The sequence below is a fragment of the Metabacillus sp. cB07 genome (genome assembly GCF_016839225.1).
In the GTDB taxonomy this organism is placed as follows: domain Bacteria; phylum Bacillota; class Bacilli; order Bacillales; family Bacillaceae; genus Bacillus_P; species Bacillus_P indicus.
In genome coordinates this window covers 1,557,813-1,580,577 of record NZ_CP069296.1, presented here as the reverse complement: position 1 = coordinate 1,580,577, position 22,765 = coordinate 1,557,813, and the positions used below count along the sequence as shown (strand labels likewise).

24 protein-coding genes are annotated in these 22,765 nt (G+C 43.9%); 5 read left to right on the top strand and 19 right to left on the bottom strand.

Annotated features, from left to right (window positions below; all coding sequences use genetic code 11):
* Nucleotides 1–27: 27 nt before the first annotated feature.
* The 6 genes from JOJ89_RS07880 to JOJ89_RS07855 all read right to left on the bottom strand — a co-directional run bounded on the left by JOJ89_RS07880 (nt 28) and on the right by JOJ89_RS07855 (nt 7,397).
* On the bottom strand, nt 28–1,566 hold the full coding sequence (locus JOJ89_RS07880) for an ATP-binding protein (protein ID WP_029281632.1): 1,539 nt from the start codon (nt 1,564–1,566) through the stop codon (nt 28–30).
* Between the two features lie 117 nt (nt 1,567–1,683).
* A complete protein-coding gene (ptsP, locus tag JOJ89_RS07875; protein ID WP_029281634.1) occupies nt 1,684–3,399 on the bottom strand; it encodes a phosphoenolpyruvate--protein phosphotransferase in 1,716 nt (571 codons plus the stop codon).
* Entirely contained in the window at nt 3,399–3,665 is a 267-nt protein-coding gene (locus tag JOJ89_RS07870) for a phosphocarrier protein HPr (RefSeq protein ID WP_029281636.1), read from the bottom strand. The genes ptsP and JOJ89_RS07870 overlap by 1 nt, the downstream gene beginning before the upstream one ends.
* Nucleotides 3,666–3,764: 99 nt before the next feature.
* Nucleotides 3,765–5,864: a glucose-specific PTS transporter subunit IIBC gene (gene ptsG / locus JOJ89_RS07865; RefSeq protein ID WP_029281638.1), complete on the bottom strand. Its 2,100-nt coding sequence runs from the start codon at nt 5,862–5,864 to the stop codon at nt 3,765–3,767.
* Between the two features lie 223 nt (nt 5,865–6,087).
* On the bottom strand, nt 6,088–6,930 hold the full coding sequence (gene glcT, locus JOJ89_RS07860) for a glucose PTS transporter transcription antiterminator GlcT (RefSeq protein WP_029281640.1): 843 nt from the start codon (nt 6,928–6,930) through the stop codon (nt 6,088–6,090).
* Nucleotides 6,931–7,013: 83 nt separating this feature from the next.
* Nucleotides 7,014–7,397 carry a DUF6843 domain-containing protein gene (locus JOJ89_RS07855; RefSeq protein ID WP_029281642.1) on the bottom strand — a complete coding sequence of 128 codons (384 nt, stop codon included), beginning with the start codon at nt 7,395–7,397 and terminating at the stop codon, nt 7,014–7,016.
* Nucleotides 7,398–7,534: 137 nt separating this feature from the next.
* Between JOJ89_RS07855 and JOJ89_RS07850 the strand changes: the two genes are divergently transcribed.
* On the top strand, nt 7,535–7,960 hold the full coding sequence (locus JOJ89_RS07850) for a hypothetical protein (RefSeq protein ID WP_029281644.1): 426 nt from the start codon (nt 7,535–7,537) through the stop codon (nt 7,958–7,960).
* A gap of 111 nt (nt 7,961–8,071) precedes the next feature.
* On the top strand, nt 8,072–8,869 hold the full coding sequence (locus JOJ89_RS07845) for a Cof-type HAD-IIB family hydrolase (RefSeq protein ID WP_029281645.1): 798 nt from the start codon (nt 8,072–8,074) through the stop codon (nt 8,867–8,869).
* A 30-nt stretch (nt 8,870–8,899) separates the two neighbouring features.
* Here the strand turns inward: JOJ89_RS07845 and JOJ89_RS07840 are convergent, their stop codons facing one another.
* Nucleotides 8,900–11,296 (bottom strand): putative bifunctional diguanylate cyclase/phosphodiesterase, encoded by a 2,397-nt coding sequence (locus JOJ89_RS07840; protein WP_029281647.1) that lies wholly within the window; start codon nt 11,294–11,296, stop codon nt 8,900–8,902.
* A 232-nt stretch (nt 11,297–11,528) separates the two neighbouring features.
* Here JOJ89_RS07840 and JOJ89_RS21265 point away from each other — a divergent pair, with 232 nt between their 5' ends.
* Nucleotides 11,529–11,660, top strand: a complete 132-nt coding sequence (locus tag JOJ89_RS21265; RefSeq protein WP_267881635.1) for a hypothetical protein — start codon at nt 11,529–11,531, stop codon at nt 11,658–11,660.
* Nucleotides 11,661–11,905: 245 nt separating this feature from the next.
* On the opposite strand, the gene JOJ89_RS21360 is transcribed toward JOJ89_RS21265, so the two are convergent.
* The 6 genes from JOJ89_RS21360 to JOJ89_RS07815 form a co-directional block, all read right to left on the bottom strand.
* Nucleotides 11,906–11,992: a putative holin-like toxin gene (locus JOJ89_RS21360; RefSeq protein ID WP_369733073.1), complete on the bottom strand. Its 87-nt coding sequence runs from the start codon at nt 11,990–11,992 to the stop codon at nt 11,906–11,908.
* A gap of 167 nt (nt 11,993–12,159) precedes the next feature.
* Nucleotides 12,160–12,411 carry a hypothetical protein gene (locus JOJ89_RS07835; RefSeq protein WP_051827056.1) on the bottom strand — a complete coding sequence of 84 codons (252 nt, stop codon included), beginning with the start codon at nt 12,409–12,411 and terminating at the stop codon, nt 12,160–12,162.
* A gap of 128 nt (nt 12,412–12,539) precedes the next feature.
* Nucleotides 12,540–13,403, bottom strand: coding sequence for a cation diffusion facilitator family transporter (locus tag JOJ89_RS07830; RefSeq protein WP_029565471.1), 864 nt, complete (start codon nt 13,401–13,403; stop codon nt 12,540–12,542).
* Between the two features lie 38 nt (nt 13,404–13,441).
* Entirely contained in the window at nt 13,442–13,582 is a 141-nt protein-coding gene (locus tag JOJ89_RS07825) for a YvrJ family protein (protein ID WP_029281653.1), read from the bottom strand.
* Nucleotides 13,583–13,715: 133 nt separating this feature from the next.
* Entirely contained in the window at nt 13,716–13,931 is a 216-nt protein-coding gene (locus tag JOJ89_RS07820; RefSeq protein WP_029281655.1) for a DUF2922 domain-containing protein, read from the bottom strand.
* Nucleotides 13,932–13,967: 36 nt separating this feature from the next.
* Nucleotides 13,968–14,186, bottom strand: a complete 219-nt coding sequence (locus JOJ89_RS07815) for a DUF1659 domain-containing protein (RefSeq protein ID WP_029281657.1) — start codon at nt 14,184–14,186, stop codon at nt 13,968–13,970.
* Between the two features lie 187 nt (nt 14,187–14,373).
* Here JOJ89_RS07815 and JOJ89_RS07810 point away from each other — a divergent pair, with 187 nt between their 5' ends.
* Together JOJ89_RS07810 and JOJ89_RS07805 are read left to right on the top strand one after the other, a co-directional pair.
* Nucleotides 14,374–14,829, top strand: coding sequence for a membrane protein (locus JOJ89_RS07810; RefSeq protein ID WP_029281659.1), 456 nt, complete (start codon nt 14,374–14,376; stop codon nt 14,827–14,829).
* Between the two features lie 267 nt (nt 14,830–15,096).
* Nucleotides 15,097–16,173, top strand: coding sequence for an FAD-dependent oxidoreductase (locus tag JOJ89_RS07805; RefSeq protein WP_029281661.1), 1,077 nt, complete (start codon nt 15,097–15,099; stop codon nt 16,171–16,173).
* A gap of 11 nt (nt 16,174–16,184) precedes the next feature.
* Here JOJ89_RS07805 and JOJ89_RS07800 read toward each other — a convergent pair whose 3' ends face one another.
* From JOJ89_RS07800 to JOJ89_RS07775, 6 genes are read right to left on the bottom strand one after another with little or no spacing between them, the layout of a single operon-like run.
* A complete protein-coding gene (locus tag JOJ89_RS07800; protein WP_203290060.1) occupies nt 16,185–17,606 on the bottom strand; it encodes a dihydrolipoyl dehydrogenase family protein in 1,422 nt (473 codons plus the stop codon).
* An 11-nt stretch (nt 17,607–17,617) separates the two neighbouring features.
* The gene (locus JOJ89_RS07795; protein ID WP_029281664.1) at nt 17,618–18,199 is read right to left on the bottom strand and encodes a CDP-alcohol phosphatidyltransferase family protein; all 582 of its coding nucleotides are present in this window, start codon (nt 18,197–18,199) and stop codon (nt 17,618–17,620) included.
* Between the two features lie 9 nt (nt 18,200–18,208).
* A complete protein-coding gene (locus JOJ89_RS07790) occupies nt 18,209–18,862 on the bottom strand; it encodes a TVP38/TMEM64 family protein (RefSeq protein WP_029281666.1) in 654 nt (217 codons plus the stop codon).
* On the bottom strand, nt 18,859–19,845 hold the full coding sequence (locus JOJ89_RS07785) for an ABC transporter ATP-binding protein (protein ID WP_051827054.1): 987 nt from the start codon (nt 19,843–19,845) through the stop codon (nt 18,859–18,861). The genes JOJ89_RS07790 and JOJ89_RS07785 overlap by 4 nt, the downstream gene beginning before the upstream one ends.
* 5 nt (nt 19,846–19,850) lie before the next feature.
* Nucleotides 19,851–21,506, bottom strand: a complete 1,656-nt coding sequence (locus tag JOJ89_RS07780; protein ID WP_081414054.1) for an ABC transporter permease subunit — start codon at nt 21,504–21,506, stop codon at nt 19,851–19,853.
* Entirely contained in the window at nt 21,484–22,716 is a 1,233-nt protein-coding gene (locus JOJ89_RS07775) for an ABC transporter substrate-binding protein (RefSeq protein WP_203290059.1), read from the bottom strand. Before JOJ89_RS07775 ends, JOJ89_RS07780 begins: the two co-directional genes overlap by 23 nt.
* Nucleotides 22,717–22,765 lie beyond the last annotated feature (49 nt).

Below are 22,765 nucleotides of genomic sequence, written 5' to 3'. Positions count from 1 at the left end.
CTTTCAATCGGTTGATGCAGTTAGTTTTTACCCATTTTCAGAAACTGATGCAGGGAAAGTGGCCGTAACCGTCGTACCTGTGCCTTTTTGGCTCGATATGGAAAGGGTTCCGCCATGCTGGCGAATAATCTTTTCAGTAATGACAAGACCAAGCCCGGTCCCTTTTTCCTTTGTTGTAAAGAAAGGCTTTCGGATCTGAGTGAGCAGATGCTGGGGTATTCCTTCTCCCTCATCGGTGATTATGACCAGGATACAGTCCTTTTCAGCACGTGCTTCAACCTGTATATTTCCGCCGCCTGACATTGCATCAAACGCATTTTTCAAGAGGTTGATCAGAACCTGTTTCACCTGGTTTTCATCCCCCATTACCGGGAGCTGATCAGCCCCGCACTTGAACTGAATGCCGATGTTTTTAAGGGCACTCTCCGTTTCAAAAAACCGGATGATGGACTGGATGAGTTCTTTCAAATTCATTTCTTTCTTGTAGACAGCCTGAGGTTTCGAAAGGATTAGAAATTCACTTACGATGCTGTTCATCCTTTTTAGTTCCTGAAGCATAATCTTCGTATAGTGCGGGTCGATAATGTCTTTCTTTTCATCCATCATTTGCAGAAAACCCTGGATCACCGTCAGCGGATTCCGGATCTCATGAGCAACGCCCGCAGCCATTTGACCCGCTACCTTCAGTTTTTCATGCTGAAAAAGGGCAAGCTCTTCTTCTCTTCTTTCTGTCACATCGCGTATCATTTCGCAATAGGCAATCAATTCCCCGTAGGGATTATAAAGAGGTGTTGTCGTCACTTCAACTTCTATACTTTTACCGGATTTCGTTCTGTCTTTCCTGGAGCTGACGCCTGACTTTTCTGCTGAACGAAATGGATAAAGACAGCCCGCAATTTCCTGATTGCTCCAGCCGTAAAGGGCTGTAAACGCAGGATTTATATCTTTTACCGTCCGCTCTGGATCAATAATGGCTATGGCGTCATGACTCTGTGAAAAAATAAGGTCGAATTTCGCCTCTGTCGTTTTCAGGTTTCTTGAGACCTTGTCATTTTGCCGCTGCACTTTTTCCCAGAGGTAATTTATGTATTTGATGTAGTACGACAGAATAACAACAATGATGATGGCAAAAAACACATAATACATGACATCTATTTTTTCAAACGAAGCCGAGATGATTTCAAAACTGTTCAGAAAAAAATAAAACTGGCTGCAGATGGTGACTGCACCTGTTATAAAGACAACCTTCAGATTTTGAAACACCGCGCTGAAAATGACTGGAAAAAGCAAGAAAATAAAATTCACTATATATGGATCTGTGTAGTTTAAGGCAAATAAATAGCAATAGATAAGCCCAAGCGAACTCCAGACAAAAAAAGAGTCCTTCTTTATAGTCCTGAGAAGGAAGGTGTAGCACAGGAGGATGCCGGCAAAGATCAAAACAATCGGAAAATATTTATAGCTTCTTTCAATGACTAAAATAAAAAGCGCGTCCAAAATAAAGATGACCCACATGGACTGCAGCAGGAGTTTTTTTCTCAAATTTTGATTTTCTATCCGGTTCACGAAAGCTTCCCCATTTCTTCTGCATTCGTGACTATTTTACCACAACTTGCTCATTTAGTGGGAAAGCTGAAGGAAAAAGACAAATAAAAAAGACCTGCCGCAGCAGGTCTTTTAAACTCACACGTTGAATTTCGCTTTAACAAATTCAACTACTTCTTCTGTTGTGCTCATGGAAAGGATTTCTTCTTTAAAGCTTGCAGCTTCTTCTTTTGAAAGGTTCTTAATCAAAGAACGTGCCGGAAGGATTGAAGTAGCACTCATTGAGAACTCATCAAGTCCAAGACCAAGAAGAACTGGAATCGCTAAAGGATCTCCTGCCATTTCTCCGCACATGCCAACCCATTTGCCTTCTTTGTGAGCAGCTTCAATAACAAGCGTCACAAGACGAAGAATAGCAGGGTTATAAGGCTGGTACAAGTATGAAACGCGCTCGTTCATACGGTCGGCAGCCATTGTGTATTGGATCAGGTCGTTTGTCCCGATGCTGAAGAAATCAACATCTTTCGCAAACTGATCTGCAAGCACGGCAGTTGAAGGAATTTCAACCATCATGCCAATTTCGATTGTGTCTGACACCTGAACGCCTTCGCTTACAAGCTTCGCTTTTTCTTCAAGAAGAATAGCTTTAGCTTCTCTGAACTCGTCCACAACCGCAATCATCGGGAACATGATTTTCAAGTTTCCGAATGTGCTCGCACGAAGCAATGCACGCAATTGAGTGCGGAAGATTTCCTGTTCCTCAAGACAAAGACGAATTGCCCGGAAACCAAGGAAAGGATTCATTTCTTTAGGAAGATTTAAGTATGGAAGCTCTTTATCTCCGCCAATGTCCAGAGTGCGGACAACAACAGGCTTGCCTTCCATGCGCTGGAGCACAGCTTTGTATGCTTCAAACTGCTCATCCTCTGTCGGAAGCTGGTCGCGGCCCATGTAAAGGAATTCCGTACGGTAAAGGCCGACAGCTTCTCCGCCGTTTTCAAGAACTCCGCGAACATCGTCAGGAGTTCCGATGTTGGCTGCAAGCTCAACATGCTGTCCGTCTTTTGTAATAGTTTCTTCATTAACAAGCTTCGCCCACTCAGCTTTTTGCACTTCGTATTGAGCTTTTTTCTTTTCAAAGCCTGCAATCACTTCTTCAGAAGGATTGATGACGACATCCCCGTCAATACCATCCACGATGACAATGTCGCCGTTTTTAATGTCAGAAGTGGCTTTTTTTGTACCGACTACTGCCGGAATTTCCATGGAACGTGCCATGATCGCCGAGTGTGATGTTCTGCCGCCGATATCTGTCGTAAAGCCAAGAACATACTGACGGTTAAGCTGTGCAGTATCTGATGGTGTCAGATCTTCGGCAATGATAATCACTTCTTCAGAAATCATGCTTGGGTTTGGAATTTCAACTCCAAGAAGATGGCCGATTACACGTTTTGTCACGTCGCGGATATCCGCTGCACGCTCTTTCATGTATTCATTGTCCATCGATTCAAACATGCTGACAAACATGTCTGCTGTTTCTTTCATTGCAAATTCAGCGTTGACTGATTCGCTGCTGATTTTGTCTTTTACAGGATTAAGCAGTTCAGGATCGCTGAGCACCAGGATATGCGCTTCAAAAATTTCAGCTTTATCTGCACCAAGTTCTCTGAATGCATGCTCTTTGATCTGTTCAAGCTCTGATTTGGATTGTTGGATAGCTTCTTCAAAGCGTGCGGTTTCAGAAGCTTTATCTGCAACCTCGCGCTTTGTTACTGTAAGATCTGGTTCTTCTAGTCGGTAAGCTTTTGCAATCGCGATCCCAGCTGAAGCTCCAATCCCTTTAAGTTCAGTCATTATTCGCCTAAACCTTCTTTTTTCATTGTTTCTTCAAGAGCTGCGATTGCATCGTTTTCATCTGAACCAGCTGCAGAAATTGTGATTTCTGAATCTTTAGCGATGCCAAGAGACATAACGCCCATGATTGATTTTAGGTTAACTGTTTTTCCGTTATATGCTAAGTTCACATCAGCATCAAACTTGCTTGCTGTTTGAACAAGCACAGTTGCCGGACGTGCGTGGATACCTGATTCTGCTGTTACTTTGAATGTTTTTTCTGCCATAATTAATCAATCTCCTTTATAGTTAAATAAAGCTAGTACACAATACCTTATCATAACAGCCGCATCACATGATTGACAAGTGATGCGGCTTAAGTTCATTTATTTTTCAATCGAAATGATGTGCTCCTGACCAGCTTCAACGCTGCCGGATGATTTAATCACAATCGATTCGCCTTCGTTTAAGTTCGTGAAGACGATCGGCGTCATGATGGACGGTGCGTTTTGTTTCACGAAATCAAGGTTCACTTCAAGAAGTTTCTGGCCTTTTTTAACTGTATCCCCTTCTTTTACGAAAGCTTCAAAGCCTTCACCTTTCAGGTTTACAGTGTCAATGCCGACATGGATCAGAATTTCATTCCCGCTTTCAGATTCAAGGCCGATTGCATGTTTTGTAGGGAAAACATTCAGGATTTTTCCGTCAACAGGAGAAACAATTGTTCCGTTTGAAGGAGTAATCGCAATTCCGTCACCCATCATTTTGCCTGAGAATACTTGATCAGGAACTTCTGTGATCGGGTGAATCTCACCTGTCATCGGTGAAACAAATGAGAACTGATCTACATCATTTTTAAGCGGGCCAGGTACGATGTCCTCTACCTGTTCTTCTACTTCTTTTTCTGCTGAAACAGGTTTTGCCGGTCTAGGCGTTTTGCCTGCCATTACATCCTGAATCTGTGATTTCAGGCTGTCTGATTTAGGACCGTAGATTGCCTGGATGTTGTTTCCAACTTCTAGGACTCCTGCAGCGCCAAGACGTTTCAGACGGTTTTTGTCTACTGCTTTCACGTCATTTACTGTCACGCGTAGGCGTGTAATGCACGCATCAAGATGCTTGATGTTTGAGCTTCCGCCAAGTGATTCAAGAATGTTGTATGGAAGATCGCCTGCAACTTCCGTTGTTGTGCTTGCATCTTCATCTTCCTGTTTGTCCTCGCGGCCAGGTGTTTTCAGATTGAATTTGCGGATAGCAAAACGGAATCCGAAGTAATAGATCAGCGAGAATACAAGACCCACTGGAATTACAAGCCACCAGTCAGTACGGTTTGGAAGAATTCCGAACAGGAAGTAGTCAATAACCCCGCCCGAGAATGTCATTCCGATTTTCACGTTCAGAATATGCATTGTCATAAAGGACAGACCTGCAAAGACTGCGTGAATGGCAAACAAGATAGGTGCAACGAATAAGAATGAAAATTCAAGCGGTTCAGTGATACCCGTCAGGAATGACGTTAATGCGGCTGAACCCATGATGCCTGCAACAAATTTTTTGTTTTCAGCTTTTGCTTCATGATAGATCGCAAGTGCCGCAGCAGGAAGACCAAACATCATGAACGGGAATTTACCTGTCATAAATGTACCTGCTGTCAGTTCAGCGCCATCTTTGATCTGTGCCATGAAGATACGCTGATCTCCGCGCACGATTTCTCCGGCCTGAGTTGTATAATTTCCAAACTCATACCAGAACGGAGAATAGAAAATATGATGAAGACCAAAAGGAATAAGAGAACGTTCGATTAAACCGAATACGAATGCTGCCAATGTTTTGTTCGACTCAAGAAGTCCAGTTGAAAAGGCATTAAGTCCTCCTTGTACCGGCGGCCACACAAACAGCATAACCAATCCAAGAACAACTGCTGATACAGCGGTCATAATCGGAACAAAACGTTTACCTGCAAAGAAACCTAAGTATTGAGGCAGTTCAATGTTAAAGAATTTGTTGTACATGTATGCACCAAGGACACCAACGATAATACCGCCGAAGACCCCGGTCTGAAGGGTAGGCATTCCAAGCACCCTTGCATATTCAGGATGCAGCTGCTGGAAGAATTGCGCAAGCTCTACAGCGTCGCTCGGAATTTTCCCTGTCTGAATAAGTACTGCACTCATTGTAGCGTTCATGATTAAGTATCCGATAATGGCTGCAAGACCAGCAACACCATCACCATTGGCAAGTCCGATAGCAACACCTACTGCAAAAAGCAGCGGAAGGTTTGCAAAGACAATGTCCCCTGAAGACTCCATTACTTTAGCAATCAGCTGGATGATGTCATTTGTCAAAAATGGCACTTTTGATGTTAATTCCGGATTTTGCATCGCATTTCCAAATGCCAGCAGGATCCCTGCAGCAGGAAGGATGGCAACCGGCAGCATAAGTGCTTTACCAATTTTTTGGAGAACTCCAAATAAATTTTTAAACATGTTTTAACCTCCTTGAGGAATAGTTTGTGTAAGCAGCAACCAAAAAAAACATGAAAGCAAATTACAAGCGTTTACATTTCAATCCCAAAAAGAACGCAAAAAAGGCATGGTGCAACAAGGACATCCGCACTCAAAGGGTATACTTCCCCTGATTGGCGGTTTCAACACGTACTTGTTCACTCATGCCTGATCGTATCAGTAACACGTAAGGTACTTTTTCAGATTAAGTTTTGTTTGTTAAACGGTATAAATGGAGGGTAAGATACACAGCCTCAGCTTCATATACCGGTTTTTTCAGGAATTGCTGCATTACTTTGATCATTTTCCAAGATGTATTGTAGCACAGCGGATATTCTTTTTTCAACAGTAAAGCAAATTTTTCTGGCTCCTCAACACTTTCACCGGATAAAACTCTTTCAATCGTATACCGCAAATGCCTGACAAGCCTCATGTAATTCACGCTGTCCTGATTGACTTTCAGCTTCATGGAATCCTCAATGACGCCGATCAGCTGTCCGATCAGCTGTGAAAATTGATTCACATCCGAGATTGGTTTGTTCGTAATGGCACTATGAATGTGCAGAGCAATAAACCCGATTTCCCCGACCGGCAAGTCCACTTTAAGCCGGTCATTGATCATATGAACAACTTCCTCTGCTATCATGTACTCATTTGGATAAAGGGTTTTGGTTTCGGTCAAAAACGGATTTTTAATATCCATCCCTTTTTGCAGACGCTTAATGGCAAAGGTTATATGGTCAATAAGCGCGATATGAATATGTTCATTAAGGGGGAGCTTTACCTGTTCTGCAATATAATGAATCACATCGCTCACAACCTCAATCATATCTTCATCTACAAAAGGCAGAAGCATTTTAAACTGCTCTTGTTCCTTCTGATTTTTAAGAACAAACATTTTTTCATAGGATGTTTCTTCAAGCCTGTCCCCGCGTTTACGGCCAAATCCAATCCCTTTGCCGATCAGCACGACTTCCTCAAACGAATCGTGCTCGGCAATCAGCACATTATTATTCAGTACCTTTTTTATTGTAAAGGACTCCTCCACGAAATCCTCAGCTCCTTTTATCTCTCAATGCTTCATATCGTACTAATAATGTCATATGCAGTCAACTGCGAAGAGCCTTGCCGTTATTTATCTTCCGGCGTATACTCTGTTTTTTCAAAATCCTCTTTGTTTCCAACGAAAAAAAAGGCTTCTCCTTTATTCTCATCTCCGCCTGATGCGCCGTGGATCATCTTTCCTTCTGAAAGCTCTTTGCGTTTTCCCTCTTTATCCACGTAATAATACTTATTTGAGGCCCATCCATCATGAATATCTTTTTCCTTCACTTCTGCATGCCCCTCTTCGGTCACATTATATTCTCTCTTGCCTTCACCTTCTGCAGGCTCATTGTGAACGGTCACCCAGCCAGTAAAACCTTCAGGAATCAAAAATGTACGCTGGCCCTGATCTGCCTGTTTACATCCTGCTAAAAGGGATAAAGCCAAAACGAAGATAAGTATGTTTTTCATTCTCATCACTCCTTAAATATCATGACTATTCGTTAGGATTGGCCATTCATGTAAAACTATCCTCATGTCCGCCTTCATGAAATTACTGCCAGAAAATAATCTGCGATATTGGGGAAAGTACAAAGGAGGTGTTCATCATGAAAAAACAAATCATATGCTTTTTATCTATTTTCTTCCTTATAGCCCTGCCTGCAGTCAAAGGACATGCAGAAGAAAAGGAAGTGAAAGTAATTGATGTAGAGACTGGCGATGTTGTAAAGACCGCTCCTTCTACTGACTACTATTCAAATGAGTTAAAGAAGGCTATTCAATCAATGAAAGGCATTACTGTCAAAATAAACCCTCTTCCCAAAAAAGGATACTTGGTTCTCATTCAGCCTGTTATGCCTTTTAAAGTGGAAAATAAGTGGTTCAATGGCATTGTATCAGAAGGAATGATCGTATACAGCAAAGAAGATGATCCCCGCCTGATCTTGTTTACAGATGAAAATAAGCCGCTGTTCTTTGAAATAAACTACAGCCCTGAGAACCTGATCAAAACCCTTGGAGTAGAGCAGCCCTGAAAGAGAAGACAGCTTACAAAAGACCATTTAATTGCAGCCGCAGCAATGTCTCTTTAAAATAAACCAAGTGTTATGTTTTTAAGCAACATACCGAAAGGGAGGAACTCCGGCATGATTAAATTATTTGTAAGTGACCTCGACGGGACACTGCTGGATCATCAGAAAGAAGTATCGGATAAAGACATCGAAGCCTTAAAGCATCTGAAAAAATCAGGTGTAGACATATGCCTTGCTTCTGGAAGAATGGATGTGGAGATTGGGGAGATCTTAACGAAAATCGGTGAAAAATACCACCGGATCAGTCAGAACGGAGCCTTTATCAACACTGACAGCGATGAATCGCTGCATGCTCTTACTTTTGAGAGTGTGATTGCACAGGAAGTTTTTGACGTTGTTCGCGCAGAAGATTTTCTTACAATTGTCGCAGATTACAGCACAAATTATACAGAACGGCGGAATGAAGCCGTGACAAGCATCGAATCCCGTATGTTTGCTCCTATAACAGAAAATGAACAATTGGCTGAAGGGATAGGCAGGGATATTAAAGCTTCAAAGATTTCCATACTTGGTGAGTATGAGTCCTTGCTGCCCCTTCAGAAAAAACTCCGCGAAAGGTATCCTGATACAATCGAAACGTACATATCCGACAGTCAGTGCCTGGACATCATGCCCAAACATATCAGCAAAGGAAATGCGCTTCAGATGCTGATTCAGCACCTTGATATTGCGCCTTCTGAAATTGCCTGCATCGGCGATTCTTTTAACGATATACCGATGTTCCGCTTAACACCATTCAGCTTCGCTATGGAAAATGCGCTGCCGGAGGTAAAGAAAGAAGCCGCCTATACTGCAGCTTCTGTCGGGGATGCAATTTTAAAAGTGATGGAGATCAATGACAATAATGGATAACTGCAAAAAAGGCGAGATGCTCGCCTTTTTTTAGCTTGCTTTTCCGCTGGCAAGGTACTCAGCAAAAAATTCATCAGCCGGGATAGGCCTGCCGCCAAGGTATCCCTGAAATTCAAGACAGCCGAGGTTTGAGAGCAGTTCTTTCTGCGTCAAAGTCTCCACACCTTCAGCAATAACCTTCAAGTTAAGATGGCGTGCCATAGAGATGATCATCGAGACAATAGCTTCGTTTCCATTTTGGTGCTCCATTTCCTTAATAAAAGACTGATCGATTTTCAGCCTGTCGATATTCAGTTTTTGAAGATAGCTTAAGGAGCTGTAGCCTGTTCCAAAGTCATCCATGCTGATTTCAATTCCTCTGTCTCTAAGCAGGGAAAGTTTCATGTTTGCCTCGAGCTCATTGTCCATCATGGCTGTTTCAGTTATCTCAAGCTCAAGACTTGAAGCCCTTATATTGTAAATAGAGAGAACATCGTCGATTGTCTGCACTAAATCATCCTGATAAAGATGCAGGTGTGAAATATTAATTGAAATTCTTCCAAAGGATAGTTTTTTTCTTTCCCACTGCTGTACGTGTTTTCCAACTTCTCCAATGACAAATCTCTCAAGGTCAAAGATCAGGCCTGTTTCTTCAGCAATCGGAATAAACGTTGAAGGAGGAATAAATCCAAGTTCCTTATGATTCCACCTGACCAGCGCTTCAGCCCCGATGATTGTAGACAGATTCTCTTTAAATTTCGGCTGGAAGTAAACTGTAAGCTCCTTGTATTGAATAGCCTTTCTCAGTTCATTTTCAATTTTGATTTTTTCGATCATCTTATCGTTCATTTCCGGTGTATAGATGCTCCAGCTGTTAGAGCCGTTTACCTTTACATCATACATGGCAATGTCCGCATACTTCAGCAGCAATTCCTCATCCGTGCTGTGAGTCGGATAGTGGGAAGCCCCGATGCTCGCTGTTACAAGACAGTCATTTCCTCTGACCTTCATCGGCAGCCTGAAGTGATGAACCATGTCATGTGCATGTTCATTCGCTTCCTCAAGTGAGACATCCAGCAGAATGACACTGAACTCATCTCCCCCAAGCCTTGCTGCAAACGACCTTTCGGGAAGCACCGCAGACAGACGCTCCGCGATTTTAATGAAAACCTGATCGCCAAAAGCATAGCCATAAAGATCATTGAGCCTTTTAAACCTGTCAAAATCAAGACTTAATACAGCAAATGTCTTTTCTTTTGCGATGACTTCAGACAATTTTTGCACAAAAAATCTTCTGTTGGGCAAACCGGTCAGCTCATCGTGATATGCGAGATAGTTAATCCGGGTTTGAGCTTTTTTGCTTTCCGTAATATCCTTTATGACTCCGTATACACCTACAACTTCATTGTTTACTACCTGCCTTACGGCTGTGATGAGAATATCGAGGTTATCACCGTTCTTTTGCTTCAACTTTAAAGAGAGATCATTATCGATGAGAGTGCCCTTTACGATCTCTGAAAAATAATGCAGCACTTTTTGATGATCCTCTTTGTGAATCAGCTTTAAAAAACGCAGGCCAATCAGCTCTGATTCATTCAGCTGGGTCATCACACCCGCTATTTTGTTGACAGATGTAATGGTTCCCTCTAAATCTGTCGAAATAACAGCATCAGGGCTTTGGTGAAACAGGGACCTGAATCTCTCTTCTTTTTCATGAATTCTCTCAGTCTGTTCATACATCATTGTTTGGCTGTATAAATCCGGAATCAAAGTGAGGATAAAATTTAAAAAGAAAACGAATAGGAACGGAAGCAGATACACGTATTTTCCGCCTTCTGCAAATTCAAAATCCAGGACAGATGTCATGATGACATATGGAATTCCCGAAAGTGCAATTCCTCCGATGATGCTGCCTGCTGTACGATACCTGATGGACCTGCTCCGATTCATTTCCCTGTCTTGAAGAGCGATCAGCAAAAGTCTTACACCCGAAAAACTGAAGGCAACTGACAGGAGCAAAGCAAAAAGAATCAGCAGCGGCTTAATTTCCAAATGATCGCTGAATATGACCATGTAGCCGATAAAATCAACCATAACAATGCCGGCAGACATACCAAATCCCGTTTTAAAATACGCTGAGGTGTTGAGATTTTCTGTGTCTCCCGATCTGATTGAAAAGATGGCAATCATGCTGCATAAACAAAAGCTGAGCACCAAATATAAAGAGAACCATTTTTCTGAAACAGGAAGACCGGCAGAGAAAACAGCCGTTACGTGCGTCATCCAGAACATGAACCCCAGCAGCAGGCTCATCACCCAATGATTCGTTCTAAAGGAAGGTTTCGTATTGTATTTGCGGATGGCGGCAAATATAGGAGCAAGATGATAACTTACTATGGATAAGAGCATGACAAGTAAAACCAGCAGCAAATCTGCATTCACAAACATCGATCTGAACTCCCCCCTCATCCCTTATATCGAACGAAAGGAGAGATAGTTAAGAGGTTCTGTTCGTTTTTTTATAAATTTTGCCCTCTGTATCCCACACTATTTCTCAAGTTAAAAGAATGGAATCCGGGATCGTTTCCAAAAAAATGATAAAAAGAGGTTTAAAATGCTGCAAATTGATGCAAACTATCGAACGAAAGTGAATTTCACTACTTGAAAGGAGGGGAAAAAAATGAAGCAAGAGCAAAACAACAAGCAGCAGCAAAATATGCAGCAACAGCAGCAAAACCAGCAAAATCAGCAAGCTGATACAGAATTTGCACAAGAAATGAATCAGCAAAAAGCTAACAAAAAACAAAAATAAGTTTACATAGTGTAAGCTGATAAGGACGGTTAATTTAACCGTCCTTTTTCCATTGTTCCGGCAAGCGCTGAATTTTTTAAAAATCAGCATGCGGGCAGGGATTTTCACTTTTTTTATGATATAATGTTTACGTGAAGCTGCAGATGGTGCCACATCTACAGCCAAAGCAGTCAAACTGCACTTATACGGATCAGCAGCATCTTTTAGATTGCACTTGCACGGGCCTCAAAGGAACATACCGAGGTCTATTTTTTTTGTCCGAAGCCAAGCACGGCTACAATCAGCGTAGCAAATGAAACCATCACAACTAAGCTCTCAAATATTGTCACCATTCATCCCCCCTTTCCCCAGGGGTTGAAACTGATCCATAAAAGATTGACCTGCAAGTCCATTATAACATTTTTCGAACAAAACAGGAACATACGTTTGCATTTTGATGCTATTGTACTAATAAGTTTCCAAAAGAGCCAAAAAAAAGAGAGCGCATATGTGCCCCCGGTTAAGTCTTAACTTTGGTGCGGTCCATTGTGTTTAAGGCGATTTGCATCTTAGCAAGTGTTCCTTTAAGTGTTTCTTCATGGTTGCACTGATCATTCACGTACATTTCCGACAGATCATAAATGGATCTTGACAGCAGTTCGGCCACGTTCTTAAGTGAATAAGCATCAGGTGCGTATCCATCATGTAGCACTTTTCGCAGAATCTCATCACTCAGTTCTTTGATTTTGGCTGCTTTCTCTTTCTCCCTCATGATTCATCCTCCTTACGTTTCATACTATATTACATTCGCTTCACGAGCAGAATTCCCTTTGTATGATTGTGTCGAGAAATAAATCTGCGGCAGATGCCAAAAAAAAGCGGCCGAATCCGGCCGCTTCTTCAGGATGGTTCAATATGAACATGGACATGAGAAATCTTGTGTTCCATTTCCATCCTTCTTTCAACGAGATCTGTAATTTCATGGCTTTCAGTCACATTCAATCCGGCATGGACCTCAATTACGACATCAACAAGAACACTGCTTCCGAGGTACCTTGCTTTAATATCCTTTATTCGGTCGACTCCCGGTGTTGATTCAACGGTGGATTTAAAGCTGAGAAGCTTCTGGTCATCAAAACCGTCTGTCAGAGAATGGGCCGTATCTTTAAAGATATCCCATGCTGTTTTACAGATGATAAACCCAATGGTAATGGCTGTAAGAGTATCAAACCACGCAATCCCAAACTGAGAGGCTGCAATGCCGGCAAACGCCCCCAGACTTACAAGCGCATCCGATCTGTTGTCATGGGCGGCGGCAACGAGAGCTTTGGAGTTGATTTTTGCAGCCAGAGCCCGGTTATATCTGTAAACACCGTACATGATGGCCGCACTGATAATGGCCGCCCATGCGGTAATTAGGCTTGGGGATTCTGTTTTCGGCTCAATAATAGATTTAAAGCCTTCAAACAATACTTGAAGCCCCACTGACATGATAATAAAAGATGCGACAAGCGCAGCTATGGCCTCTGCTTTGAAATGTCCATACGGGTGGTCCTTATCCGGCGGCTTCTGGGAGATTTTCAGCCCGACCAGAACGGCAGCGGAGGCAATAACGTCCGTGCCGTTGTTCAGGCCGTCTGCAAGCAGAGCCTGAGAGGAATAAAGATAGCCGATCGAGAGTTTTGCCGCTGCCAGAATTAAATAGGATGCGATGCTCAGCCAAGCTCCGCGCTCCCCCTTTTTCAGGTCATCATAAACATCCACTTGTTCACTTCCTAACGCCGGTGAGGGCCGGCACAGTCTTACTTGCTGTTCAGCTGATTTGGAAGCATCTGGATTGTACTGTTCAGAGTGTCCAGTTTACTTTCAATTCTATGCAGCAAATAGAGCGTCACCACGATTGGAAATCCGACTTCACTCACTACTTGAATCCATTCTTCCATATTAGGTTTTCCTCCTTTTCCATCATTTATTGCACAAAGACTGAAAACACGTTTTTTCAACTGTTAACAGCCGGCATGATTTGAATACAGGAAAGGGCCGGATCCTCCGTGCATGGGATCCGGCCCTCTATCTTTATATCGTCAGGTCTGCTACATTGCGCTCAACGATGCGGCCTCCTTTTTTGCTGATGAAGTTTCCCCCCGCTGAAAAAAATGCGTTGGATGCAAGAATTTCATCCATTGCAAGTGACACGTCACCGGGCACAACAGGTTCTTTCGGAGAATCGATCATCAGTTTCACGATTTTTCCCTCTTCATTTAAAAAATGAAGTTCAAGTGTTTTTGCCATAGTCCTCCCACCTCCTTCCCTCCAGCTGTTTTTTCATTACGCCATGACTTGATGAGAATCATTGCGTTCAACATGCAAAAGCGTTTCCGTCTGCAGTTCCGCAATGGCTGCTGCTGCCTGCAGCAGCTGTTCAGGCGTTGCTGTTGTCTTAATGTTGTTGTAATTTTTGTACTTAACTGCCGGCTCGCCCTTTTCATTTAGACCCATATCAAACACAAGGCGGAGCTGTGAATCAAGAATGACTGTTTCTGCCATTTCATCACCTCCTTTCATGAATGTTATACATGGATATCATGAATGGAGTAGCATTGTCAGGCATCATTTTTTTCATCTTTTACTTTTCATGTTCAAATTTACTGTATGTTCTCTGTTTTTTTACAGAAAATAACATTAGATCATATTCTTCTATACATAAGACAGACAGGGATAGGCAGGTTAGAATGTGAAAACAACTAAGCTTGAAGTTTTGTTATGGAGCATAGCATTTCCGGGGTTTGGGCAGCTGCTGAACAGACAGCTTGTGAAGGGGATCCTTTTTATTGCTCTGGAAGTGATTATAAATACGTACAGCCATTTTAACAGAGGAATTATGCTGAGCTTTTTAGGGGAAATAGATACTGCTTTTCAGACGGTGGACTTTGGATGGCTCATGTTTTATCCATGCATCTACATGTATGCTATGTATGATGCTTACAAACATGCAGATGGACATCAGCCTGAGCTGTCCTTTCTGCCATTTGCATCCTGTGCTTATTTTGTAACAGTCGGGTTAATGCTGTCCCCCAAAGTGCGGCTGTTTGGAGTTTTGCCAGGGCCGATATGGCTTCCTATGCTCTCTTTGATCCCCGGACTCTCCGCTGGATTTTTCGTCAGATACCTGCTTCTCAAGATAAAATAAAACTCTCTATGGTGTGTTTCACAACCTGAATATCGGGTAAATAATGGCTAGAGGCAAGATTTCAGCCAATCATGAATTCACTTACTCCAGCTGGCGCGGGCTTGGAACCGCAAGGACGTTTGAGAGGCAGGGCTTACGTCGTGTAGGTGGTACCGGCATGGCTGAAACAATCAGACTTTCACAAAAGTACAGTCTACTATTACAACTACTTATTGCACACGCCGCTGTATGCGCGTGTGCTTTTCATTGCGGTCAAGGGGTGTTCAAATGAAGCATTTGGTGCTGCTTGGAGGAGGGCATGTTCACGCTTCCTTCCTTCAGAGAGCTAAATCAGAAAAATGGAATTGCCGCATCACATGTGTTTCTCCTTCTGAATATCAGTTTTACTCCGGCATGTTTTCCGGATTTTCAGAGGGGCTTTATGAGGAAGCAGATCTGACTTTCAGTATTGAGGCGCTCTGCAGAAGAGCAGGTGCGGAGTTTTTAAAAGCAGAAGCAGTCAGAATTGATCCATTGAAAAAGGAGGTTCTTCTGCAAACAGGGGGAAAATTGGCTTTTGACCTGCTCAGCCTGAACCTCGGGTCAGAAAGTCATTCCCCTTTTCCAGGTCATCCGGCAGTCCGTTCCATAAAGCCGGCCTATACCTTTCCTGAAAAGATGAGAAAATTCAGAGAAGCAGACTCACCCGTTATTATAGGAGCAGGAATCGCAGGGTTGGAGCTTGCATTATCCGTATCAGCATACAGAAGGAAAAACGGGTTCCTTTCAAATGTTACGATTCTTTCAAACAGCGGCATAGCACCTTCTGCAGCTGAAAATATCTCTAAAGGATTGACACGCCTGCTTGAAGAAAACAACATCCCGCTCTTTCTCCATCAGTCAGCTGTATCCGCCAAATTACAATCAATACACACAGAAACCAGCAGGATTCCTTTCGACTCAGCGCTTATCCTTACAGGACCGGCTCCGCATCCCATGCTGAAGGAAAGCGGGATTGCATGCGATGAGAACGGTTTTATGCTTGTCTCAAAGACTCTTCAATCTGTTCAGTTTCCTTATATTTTTGGTGCAGGAGACTGTGTATCGTTTGAGGAATACCCCGGTCTTGCAAAGAACGGCGTATATGCCGTCCGGCAGGCTCCAGTCTTGTTTAAAAATATCAAGAGATTTCAGCTCGGGCAGAAGCTAAAGCCGTTCAAACCTAAAAAACGCTATTTGAGTATTCTTTCTGCAGGAAATAAAAAGGGGGTTCTGCTATACGGGACATACTCTTTATACGGCAGTTTCCCCTGGAAAATAAAGCACTGGATTGACAGAAGATATATGCAAAAGATGAAACGCTGAAGAATTTTTCTTCAGCGTTTTACTTTGATCCATTTTTCTGTCAGTTTAGGCACAATGCCTGAAAAAAGTTTTTCTCTCCAGTACAGGTCCGCCGTTTTTTGAACAGCTGCTGCCCTGTTGGGATAAGGATAAACCATCTGGGAAAGATCGCCGATTTTTTTCCCGAGCTGACTGGCATATACGACAGGCTGCATCCAGTCTCCCGCTCCCTCTCCTATTGCGTGGGTACCTAAGATAGCGCCGTGTTTATCCGTTATGATTTTCACAAATCCTTCTGTCTCATCTTCGGCTATAAATCTGTCCACTTCATTGAGAAGAGCCTTGTATACGCCAATATCCCTGTGATTTTTCCGCGCTTCATCCTCTGTCATGCCAAGATGAAAGATCTCCGGGTGCGTATATGTAACCCAAGGCATGCTGTCATACTTGACGGTATGCGGCAATCCAAGGACTGCTTTTTGAACGACGCCTTTTCCTTCCAGGCCGGCAGCATGAGTAAAAAGCTGGTTTCCGTTAACATCTCCGATGGCGAAAATATGCGGAACGCTCGTCTGCATGGAACGGTTGACTTTCACGGCTCCTTTCTCGTCGCATTCGACCCCTATAGTCTCAAGCTTCAGCCCGTCACTGTTCGGTTTTCTTCCGGCTGCTACGAGAATATGGCTCACTTCAAGCGTTTTAAGAACATCATTCTGCCGTATCACAAGCTCTTTCCTGTCTTCAAAAGAAGACACTGATTCAATGGCTGCTTCTGTTAAAATGGTGAATTCCTTACTTAGCAGGCGGGCTGCGGTCTCCCTGATCTCATCATCTTCTTTTGAGAGCGGCAATGAGGACCTTTCAATAAGTGTTACTTGGGTCCCAAGCCTGGAGAAAGCCTGTGCAAGCTCCACTCCGATCGGTCCTCCGCCTATAACGGCAAGACTTTCAGGCAGAACCTCCAGATTAAATACATTCCGGTTTGTCAAATAGCCGGAATCGCGGATGCCGTCAATATCCGGAATCGCCGGTCTTGAGCCTGTTGCAAGAATGATTTTTTTCCCTTTGAGGATGTTATCTCCCACACTGACCTCATGACTTGAAACAAAAACGGCCTCGCCGTGAATCACATCGATTCCAAGACTCTCAAAACGCTCATCATCATCATGCTCCTGAATAACAGCTATCGCCCTTTGAACGGACTCCATCACTTTTTTCATATCGGCTTTGCCTCCTGAGGTAAGTCCGAACGCGGCTGCTGCTTTTTTAGCGCTGTACACTTTGTTTGCTGCAGCGATAAAAGCTTTAGAAGGAACACAGCCAGCGTGAAGGCAGTCTCCCCCTAAAGCTTTCTCTTTTTCTATTAAAGCCGTCTTCGCCCCAAAGCTTGCAGCGCCTGCAGCAGCCGTCAGCCCCCCTGATCCTCCGCCAATTACAATTACGTCATATTCCATGTCTGATCCCCCTATTTCAAAATGGTTTTCGCTTCTCTCAGCCTCTGCATGGCTGTAAACAGTTCAATTGCAAAGAATAAATAGGTAATTAGAATAAGGTGATCAGTTAAAAGAATCATAAGAGAAAACAAAATAAATCCTTCTGTCCTCTCAGCCAGTCCAGCCTGATAATAAAAGGTTTTCACTCCCTGTTTTTCGCTGACGGCCCCTACTGTAAGGAAGATTGTCATTGAAAGGATAATAGAAACCGACAACAGCAGAAGGGCAAGACGCGCATCAGGAAACGCAAACGCAAGGCCTACGATGACACTTATTTCAACCACCCTGTCAAATGTAATATCAAGAACGGTTCCAAATCCTGAAGGTTTCGTCAGCCTCGCCATCGTTCCGTCAACGGCATCCAAATATCCGGATAGCCACAGTACGGCCAAGGCCCAGAAAGGCTGTCCGATATAAACGAAAAAGCCGGAAGACGAACCGATGATAAAAGCCAGAACCGTCACCTGATTCGCCGTGAGTCCCGCTCGCAGGAGACGCTTTGCAGAATGATGGATGATGGGCTGAACATATTTTCTTGCATGTGTATCAAGCATACATTTTCCTCATTTCGATTCATTGGTAAGCAGCTGTTTTACTTTTTCCCTGAAAAGAAGGGGCAAGAGCATCAAAAGAAGAAATACAGCTCCTGCAGCAGCAAGCAGCAGCACGTTCCCTTCGGCAAAGCTTGATCCTAAAAAGGTGAAGGCAAATGTACCCGGGATTACCCCTATAAAAGTTGCAGCCGCGAATGGAAGAAGTCTCACTTTTGAAATGCCGGCTGCATAGCTTATGGCATCAAAATGGACAATCGGAATCAGCCTGAGGATAAGCACATAGAAAAATCCGTTCTGCTCAAGCTGCTTTTTCAGTGTCTGCATTCTTTGATTATCTGATTTCCTGAACATGTCAAGCTTGAAGGTGCCGGCTGCCAAATAAGCCACAACGGCTCCAATTGTTGCGCCGGCCAGAGTATACAGTGTCCCCAGATAGGGGCCGAAAGCAAGGCCGCCTGCAAGGGACATGACAGACGCCGGAAAAAGAATTAACGGCCTGACGGAATATAAAACGATATAAAGGAGCGGTGCAGCTGCCCCGAAGGATAACATCCAGTCCTTGATCGTCTTAGGCTGCAGATTCAGATAACGGCTGTTAATCCACAGCAGCACTCCCGCTCCCGCAGCAATGACAAGCAATTTCCATACACTGTTCTTTTTCATCCTGCATCTTCCTCTTTTTCGGAATGATCAAACGTCTGAATGAGTTCCGGATGAACGACTTCAACATAGACTGAATCCTGGATGCCTGCCAATATATCTGAATGGATGGTTATTCTATCATTTGCATCTTTCAGTTTAAGCGTATAGAAAGTGACGCCGTGCTTCATGAAAATGTCTTCAATTTCAGCAGCATAGCTGTATGGATACTGCTCCTTCTTATCGACAGCAAGTCTCAGGTTGCTGATGTGCACAAAGGAGCCGATGCCGGTCATCATCCCTTCACTGAAGATCGAAGCGGCAGCTTCCGTTTTAGGATGCAGATAGACGGTTTCCGGGACATCTGCCTGATGAACCCTTCCGTCAGCAAGCACGGCTGCCCTGTCCCCCATGTACATGGCTTCTTCCATATCATGTGTAACAAATAATGCAGACATGCCCTCTTCCTTAAGCAGCCTTCTGACCCACATCCTCATTTTTTTCCTGAGCTCTGGATCAAGACTTGAAAACGGCTCATCCAAAAGGATCAGCTCAGGTTTCACGATAAGTGCCCTCGCTAGAGAAATCCTTTGCTGCTGGCCGCCTGATAATTCGTTTGGATAAGCATCTGAATAAGCTGACATATCCACTTTTTCAAGCATCGCAGCGACCTGTTCCCGCCGGTTTTTCTTTTTAGCTGCCTTTAACCCGTACTCAACATTTTCAAATACCGTCATATGCGAAAAAAGCAGCGGCTGCTGAAACATCATGACGACCGGACGTTTCTGGGGTTTACTCCAGGTTACATTCTCTCCGTTAATCTTAATTTCACCCTCATCCAGCGTCTCAAGTCCTGCAATGCACCGCAGTAAAGTCGTTTTTCCCGTCCCCGAAGGACCGACCAGTGAAACAATTTCCCCTTTGTGTATGGTCAAGTCCATCCTGTCAAAAACAGGCTTTTGCTTATACATTTTTGTTAACGCGCATAGTTCTATTCCTTGATTCAAACCGATCACCTTTTCTGATATGGAGTTACTAAGCGAAGCAGCCCTTCAAACAACAGCCAAATCCCAATCGGAAGGATGGCAAACAGCAGAGAGAAACTCGCAATCACCGTGTCATCTGCACTGCTGAAGTAAGGAAAATACAGACCTGCAAGTGTAAGTACATTTCCGCCTCCTATTAGAGCTGTAAGTAAATACTGGCTCAGGGAGATGGTGGATGCCAAAAAAATAACGCTTCGTATGGACGGAATCAGCTGAGGAAAATAAATGGTGTAAAACACTTTCAACCTGCCGGCTCCAAGCAGAGCAGCCTGTTCGCCCGTCAAAACTCCCGCTCTCTCAAATCCTGAACGCATTACCTTGATGGTGTAGGGCAGAGTCGGGAGAAGGTGGATCAGGATGACACCTGAAAGCGACCCGGCCAAGCCTGCCTGGATAAACACTGTATGAAGTCCCATTGCGATGGCCAGAACCGGGACAATGACAGGTGTAAGCAGCAGCGTTTCTGCTGCTGATTTCCCTTTAAAAGAATGGTGGGCAAGAACCTGGGCAGCCGGTATGCCAAGCAGCAGGTTCAAAACAATCACACAGACGGCTATCGTGATGGACTGAGACAAAGCTTCTGCCAGTTTTGGCTCATCCATCAATAAAGCGTATCCTCTTACTGAGAAAGTTTCCGGAAACAGTCCCGTCCATCCGGATGTCATGCTTTTTGCTATAACGAATAACACCGGGGCTGTAAACAGTATCAGCAGAACGGCCATCACAGGACGGGACCCGCTGCCGTGTCGGACGCTTTCCACCGTACTGGACCTGGTTATTCTTTCTCTTTGCTTATTGAATAGAAGGTAAACAGCTGCCAGAGCTGCCAGAATGACAGCAGTCGAGAGAATCATAACCGCAAATGCAGCCGGTCTTCTGCTCCAGTCGCCCGAATAAAACCACTCATAAGTTAAAACAGAAACCATTTTCGGGTAAGTCGTCCCAAGCAGAGCAGGCACTTCGTAGGCTGCAAAAATAAAGGAAAACAAAAGGATAAAGATTTCAATTAGACTCGGGATGAGCACCGGCCATTCCACCAGTTTAAAAGCATCCCATTCATTGCCTCCGAGAGTATACACAGCATCTTTGCGTCCCGTATTCAGCTGCAGATAGACAGGAAGAAGGATGAGAAGAACGAACGGAATCTCTTTCCAAACATACGTGAGAATAATGCCGGTCCCTTCTGAATCTTTCATAAAATCAGGAAAAGCGCCTGTTGAAGAGATCAGTCCCAGTTCTGTTGAAATGGATGAAATCCACCCGTTCTGTGATAAAAGTAAAAACAGCATATACCCCCATACAAAATGGGGGAAAAGCATTGGAATCCATGCAGCAAGCTTTAGATATCTATTTTTCAAAAGCGGATAGACAGACCTGATAATCAATAGCCCAGCCAAAATAGAGATGACTGTCGACAGCAGGGTGATTTTCAGACTATAAAATAATGAGTCCCTGAAAGACTCATTAGTAAAAAGATCTTGATACGCTGACAGGCTTTTCGCTCCATCAGGCGCCGTTAAGCTCTCAGCCGCAGCAAGCCACAGTCCTGCAAAAACCATCAACAAGGTAAACAGGACTGCGGGGACGGCAGGCTTCAGCCTATTTCTTACCTGCCACTTCATTCAGCCAATTCTCCTTTAACCAGTTCACATATTGTGCGTCCACTTCAGGAACAAGCGCTTTTTGGAGCACATCCTGAGGGAGCACTGACTGTCCCCTTTCGATGTCATTAAACTTCTTCTTTTGCTCCTCGTTAAATGTTTCTGGATCAACAGCCATTCCCTCTCCCCAATATGTGCTGTCATACTTCGCAAGCTGAGCTTCCGGAGACATGAAGAAGTTAATGGCCGTCATAGCGCCTTCCGGGTTTTGAGTGTTAAATGGAATGCCAAGAAAATGAGTGTTTCCGAGTGACCCGGAATCAAGCACGAATGATTTTGTCGTTTCAGGGAAAATTCCTTTTTCGATTAAGCTTTCCGCTCTTGCTTCGTTGTAGCCCATTGTCATCCACACTTCCCCGCTGCTGTACAGTCTGTCAAGCTCTGTCAGCGTATTCGGGTAAGTAGCTCCCTTTTTCCATAGAGATGGTTTCAGATCATTCAGATACGTCCACATATCAGAGCTTGATGAGGCAGCAAGTTCTTCATCAAAACCCTCTTTTAAAAACAGGTCTGCTCCTCCTCCCGACTCATAGAAAACATGCCTTAAAAATGCATTTCCCGTGAAGTCATTTGCATCGGGGTACGTGAACTTTCCGGGATTATCCTCTGCCCATTTCTTAAGTTCTTCAAGTGATGCCGGAGGATCCTTCACCTTCGCCCCGTCATAGTGAAAAACAAACTGCACCTTGCCCCACGGCGCTTCAAGACCTTCTGTTTTTTCACCGAAATCATACTGAATATCAAGGGCATCCCCGTTGATATGATTTTTGAAGTTCGGAAGCTTTTCTGTGAATGGCCCGTACAGAAGATCACTGTTTTTGGCGTTTTTAAAGTTTTCGCCGTTGATCCAGATAATATCTGTTGAACCTTTGTTTTCTCCCGCCTTTTTCTCGTTCAGGAGCTTTTGAAGAAATTCAGGGGCGTCCATCGGAACCCGTTCAAGGGTCAGTCCATATTGTTCTTTAAGCCTCGGTGCAGCCCAGTCGTCAATGTACTGGTTAATTCCCTCGTCACCGCCCCACATAAACATTCTGACTGTCGTTCCATCTGCTTTGTTTTCAATCTCTTCCCATGATTGATCAAGTGACTCCCGGTTTTCATTTTGAGCAGACGACTGGGAGCATCCGGCTGCCGCTGCTAACAGAACTAAAAACAATAAAAATGGCTTCATTTTATCCTCCTTTAAGGGTCATCCTCTCTTCATGATGCTATTAACCTGA

Excerpts from the sequence above, each read along its gene's own strand:
- ptsP (WP_029281634.1), bottom strand. The coding sequence starts at position 3,399 with ATGACTGAACTTAAAGGGATTGGAGCTTCAGCTGGGATCGCGATTGCA.
- JOJ89_RS07870 (WP_029281636.1), bottom strand. The coding sequence starts at position 3,665 with ATGGCAGAAAAAACATTCAAAGTAACAGCAGAATCAGGTATCCACGCA.
- ptsG (WP_029281638.1), bottom strand. The coding sequence starts at position 5,864 with ATGTTTAAAAATTTATTTGGAGTTCTCCAAAAAATTGGTAAAGCACTT.
- JOJ89_RS07855 (WP_029281642.1), bottom strand. The coding sequence starts at position 7,397 with ATGAAAAACATACTTATCTTCGTTTTGGCTTTATCCCTTTTAGCAGGA.
- JOJ89_RS07850 (WP_029281644.1), top strand. The coding sequence starts at position 7,535 with ATGAAAAAACAAATCATATGCTTTTTATCTATTTTCTTCCTTATAGCC.
- JOJ89_RS07845 (WP_029281645.1), top strand. The coding sequence starts at position 8,072 with ATGATTAAATTATTTGTAAGTGACCTCGACGGGACACTGCTGGATCAT.
- JOJ89_RS07840 (WP_029281647.1), bottom strand. The coding sequence starts at position 11,296 with ATGTTTGTGAATGCAGATTTGCTGCTGGTTTTACTTGTCATGCTCTTA.
- JOJ89_RS21265 (WP_267881635.1), top strand. The coding sequence starts at position 11,529 with ATGAAGCAAGAGCAAAACAACAAGCAGCAGCAAAATATGCAGCAACAG.
- JOJ89_RS21360 (WP_369733073.1), bottom strand. The coding sequence starts at position 11,992 with ATGGTGACAATATTTGAGAGCTTAGTTGTGATGGTTTCATTTGCTACG.
- JOJ89_RS07835 (WP_051827056.1), bottom strand. The coding sequence starts at position 12,411 with ATGAGGGAGAAAGAGAAAGCAGCCAAAATCAAAGAACTGAGTGATGAG.
- JOJ89_RS07825 (WP_029281653.1), bottom strand. The coding sequence starts at position 13,582 with ATGGAAGAATGGATTCAAGTAGTGAGTGAAGTCGGATTTCCAATCGTG.
- JOJ89_RS07820 (WP_029281655.1), bottom strand. The coding sequence starts at position 13,931 with ATGGCAAAAACACTTGAACTTCATTTTTTAAATGAAGAGGGAAAAATC.
- JOJ89_RS07815 (WP_029281657.1), bottom strand. The coding sequence starts at position 14,186 with ATGGCAGAAACAGTCATTCTTGATTCACAGCTCCGCCTTGTGTTTGAT.
- JOJ89_RS07805 (WP_029281661.1), top strand. The coding sequence starts at position 15,097 with ATGAAGCATTTGGTGCTGCTTGGAGGAGGGCATGTTCACGCTTCCTTC.
- JOJ89_RS07800 (WP_203290060.1), bottom strand. The coding sequence starts at position 17,606 with ATGGAATATGACGTAATTGTAATTGGCGGAGGATCAGGGGGGCTGACG.
- JOJ89_RS07795 (WP_029281664.1), bottom strand. The coding sequence starts at position 18,199 with ATGCTTGATACACATGCAAGAAAATATGTTCAGCCCATCATCCATCAT.
- JOJ89_RS07790 (WP_029281666.1), bottom strand. The coding sequence starts at position 18,862 with ATGAAAAAGAACAGTGTATGGAAATTGCTTGTCATTGCTGCGGGAGCG.
- JOJ89_RS07780 (WP_081414054.1), bottom strand. The coding sequence starts at position 21,506 with ATGAAGTGGCAGGTAAGAAATAGGCTGAAGCCTGCCGTCCCCGCAGTC.
- JOJ89_RS07775 (WP_203290059.1), bottom strand. The coding sequence starts at position 22,716 with ATGAAGCCATTTTTATTGTTTTTAGTTCTGTTAGCAGCGGCAGCCGGA.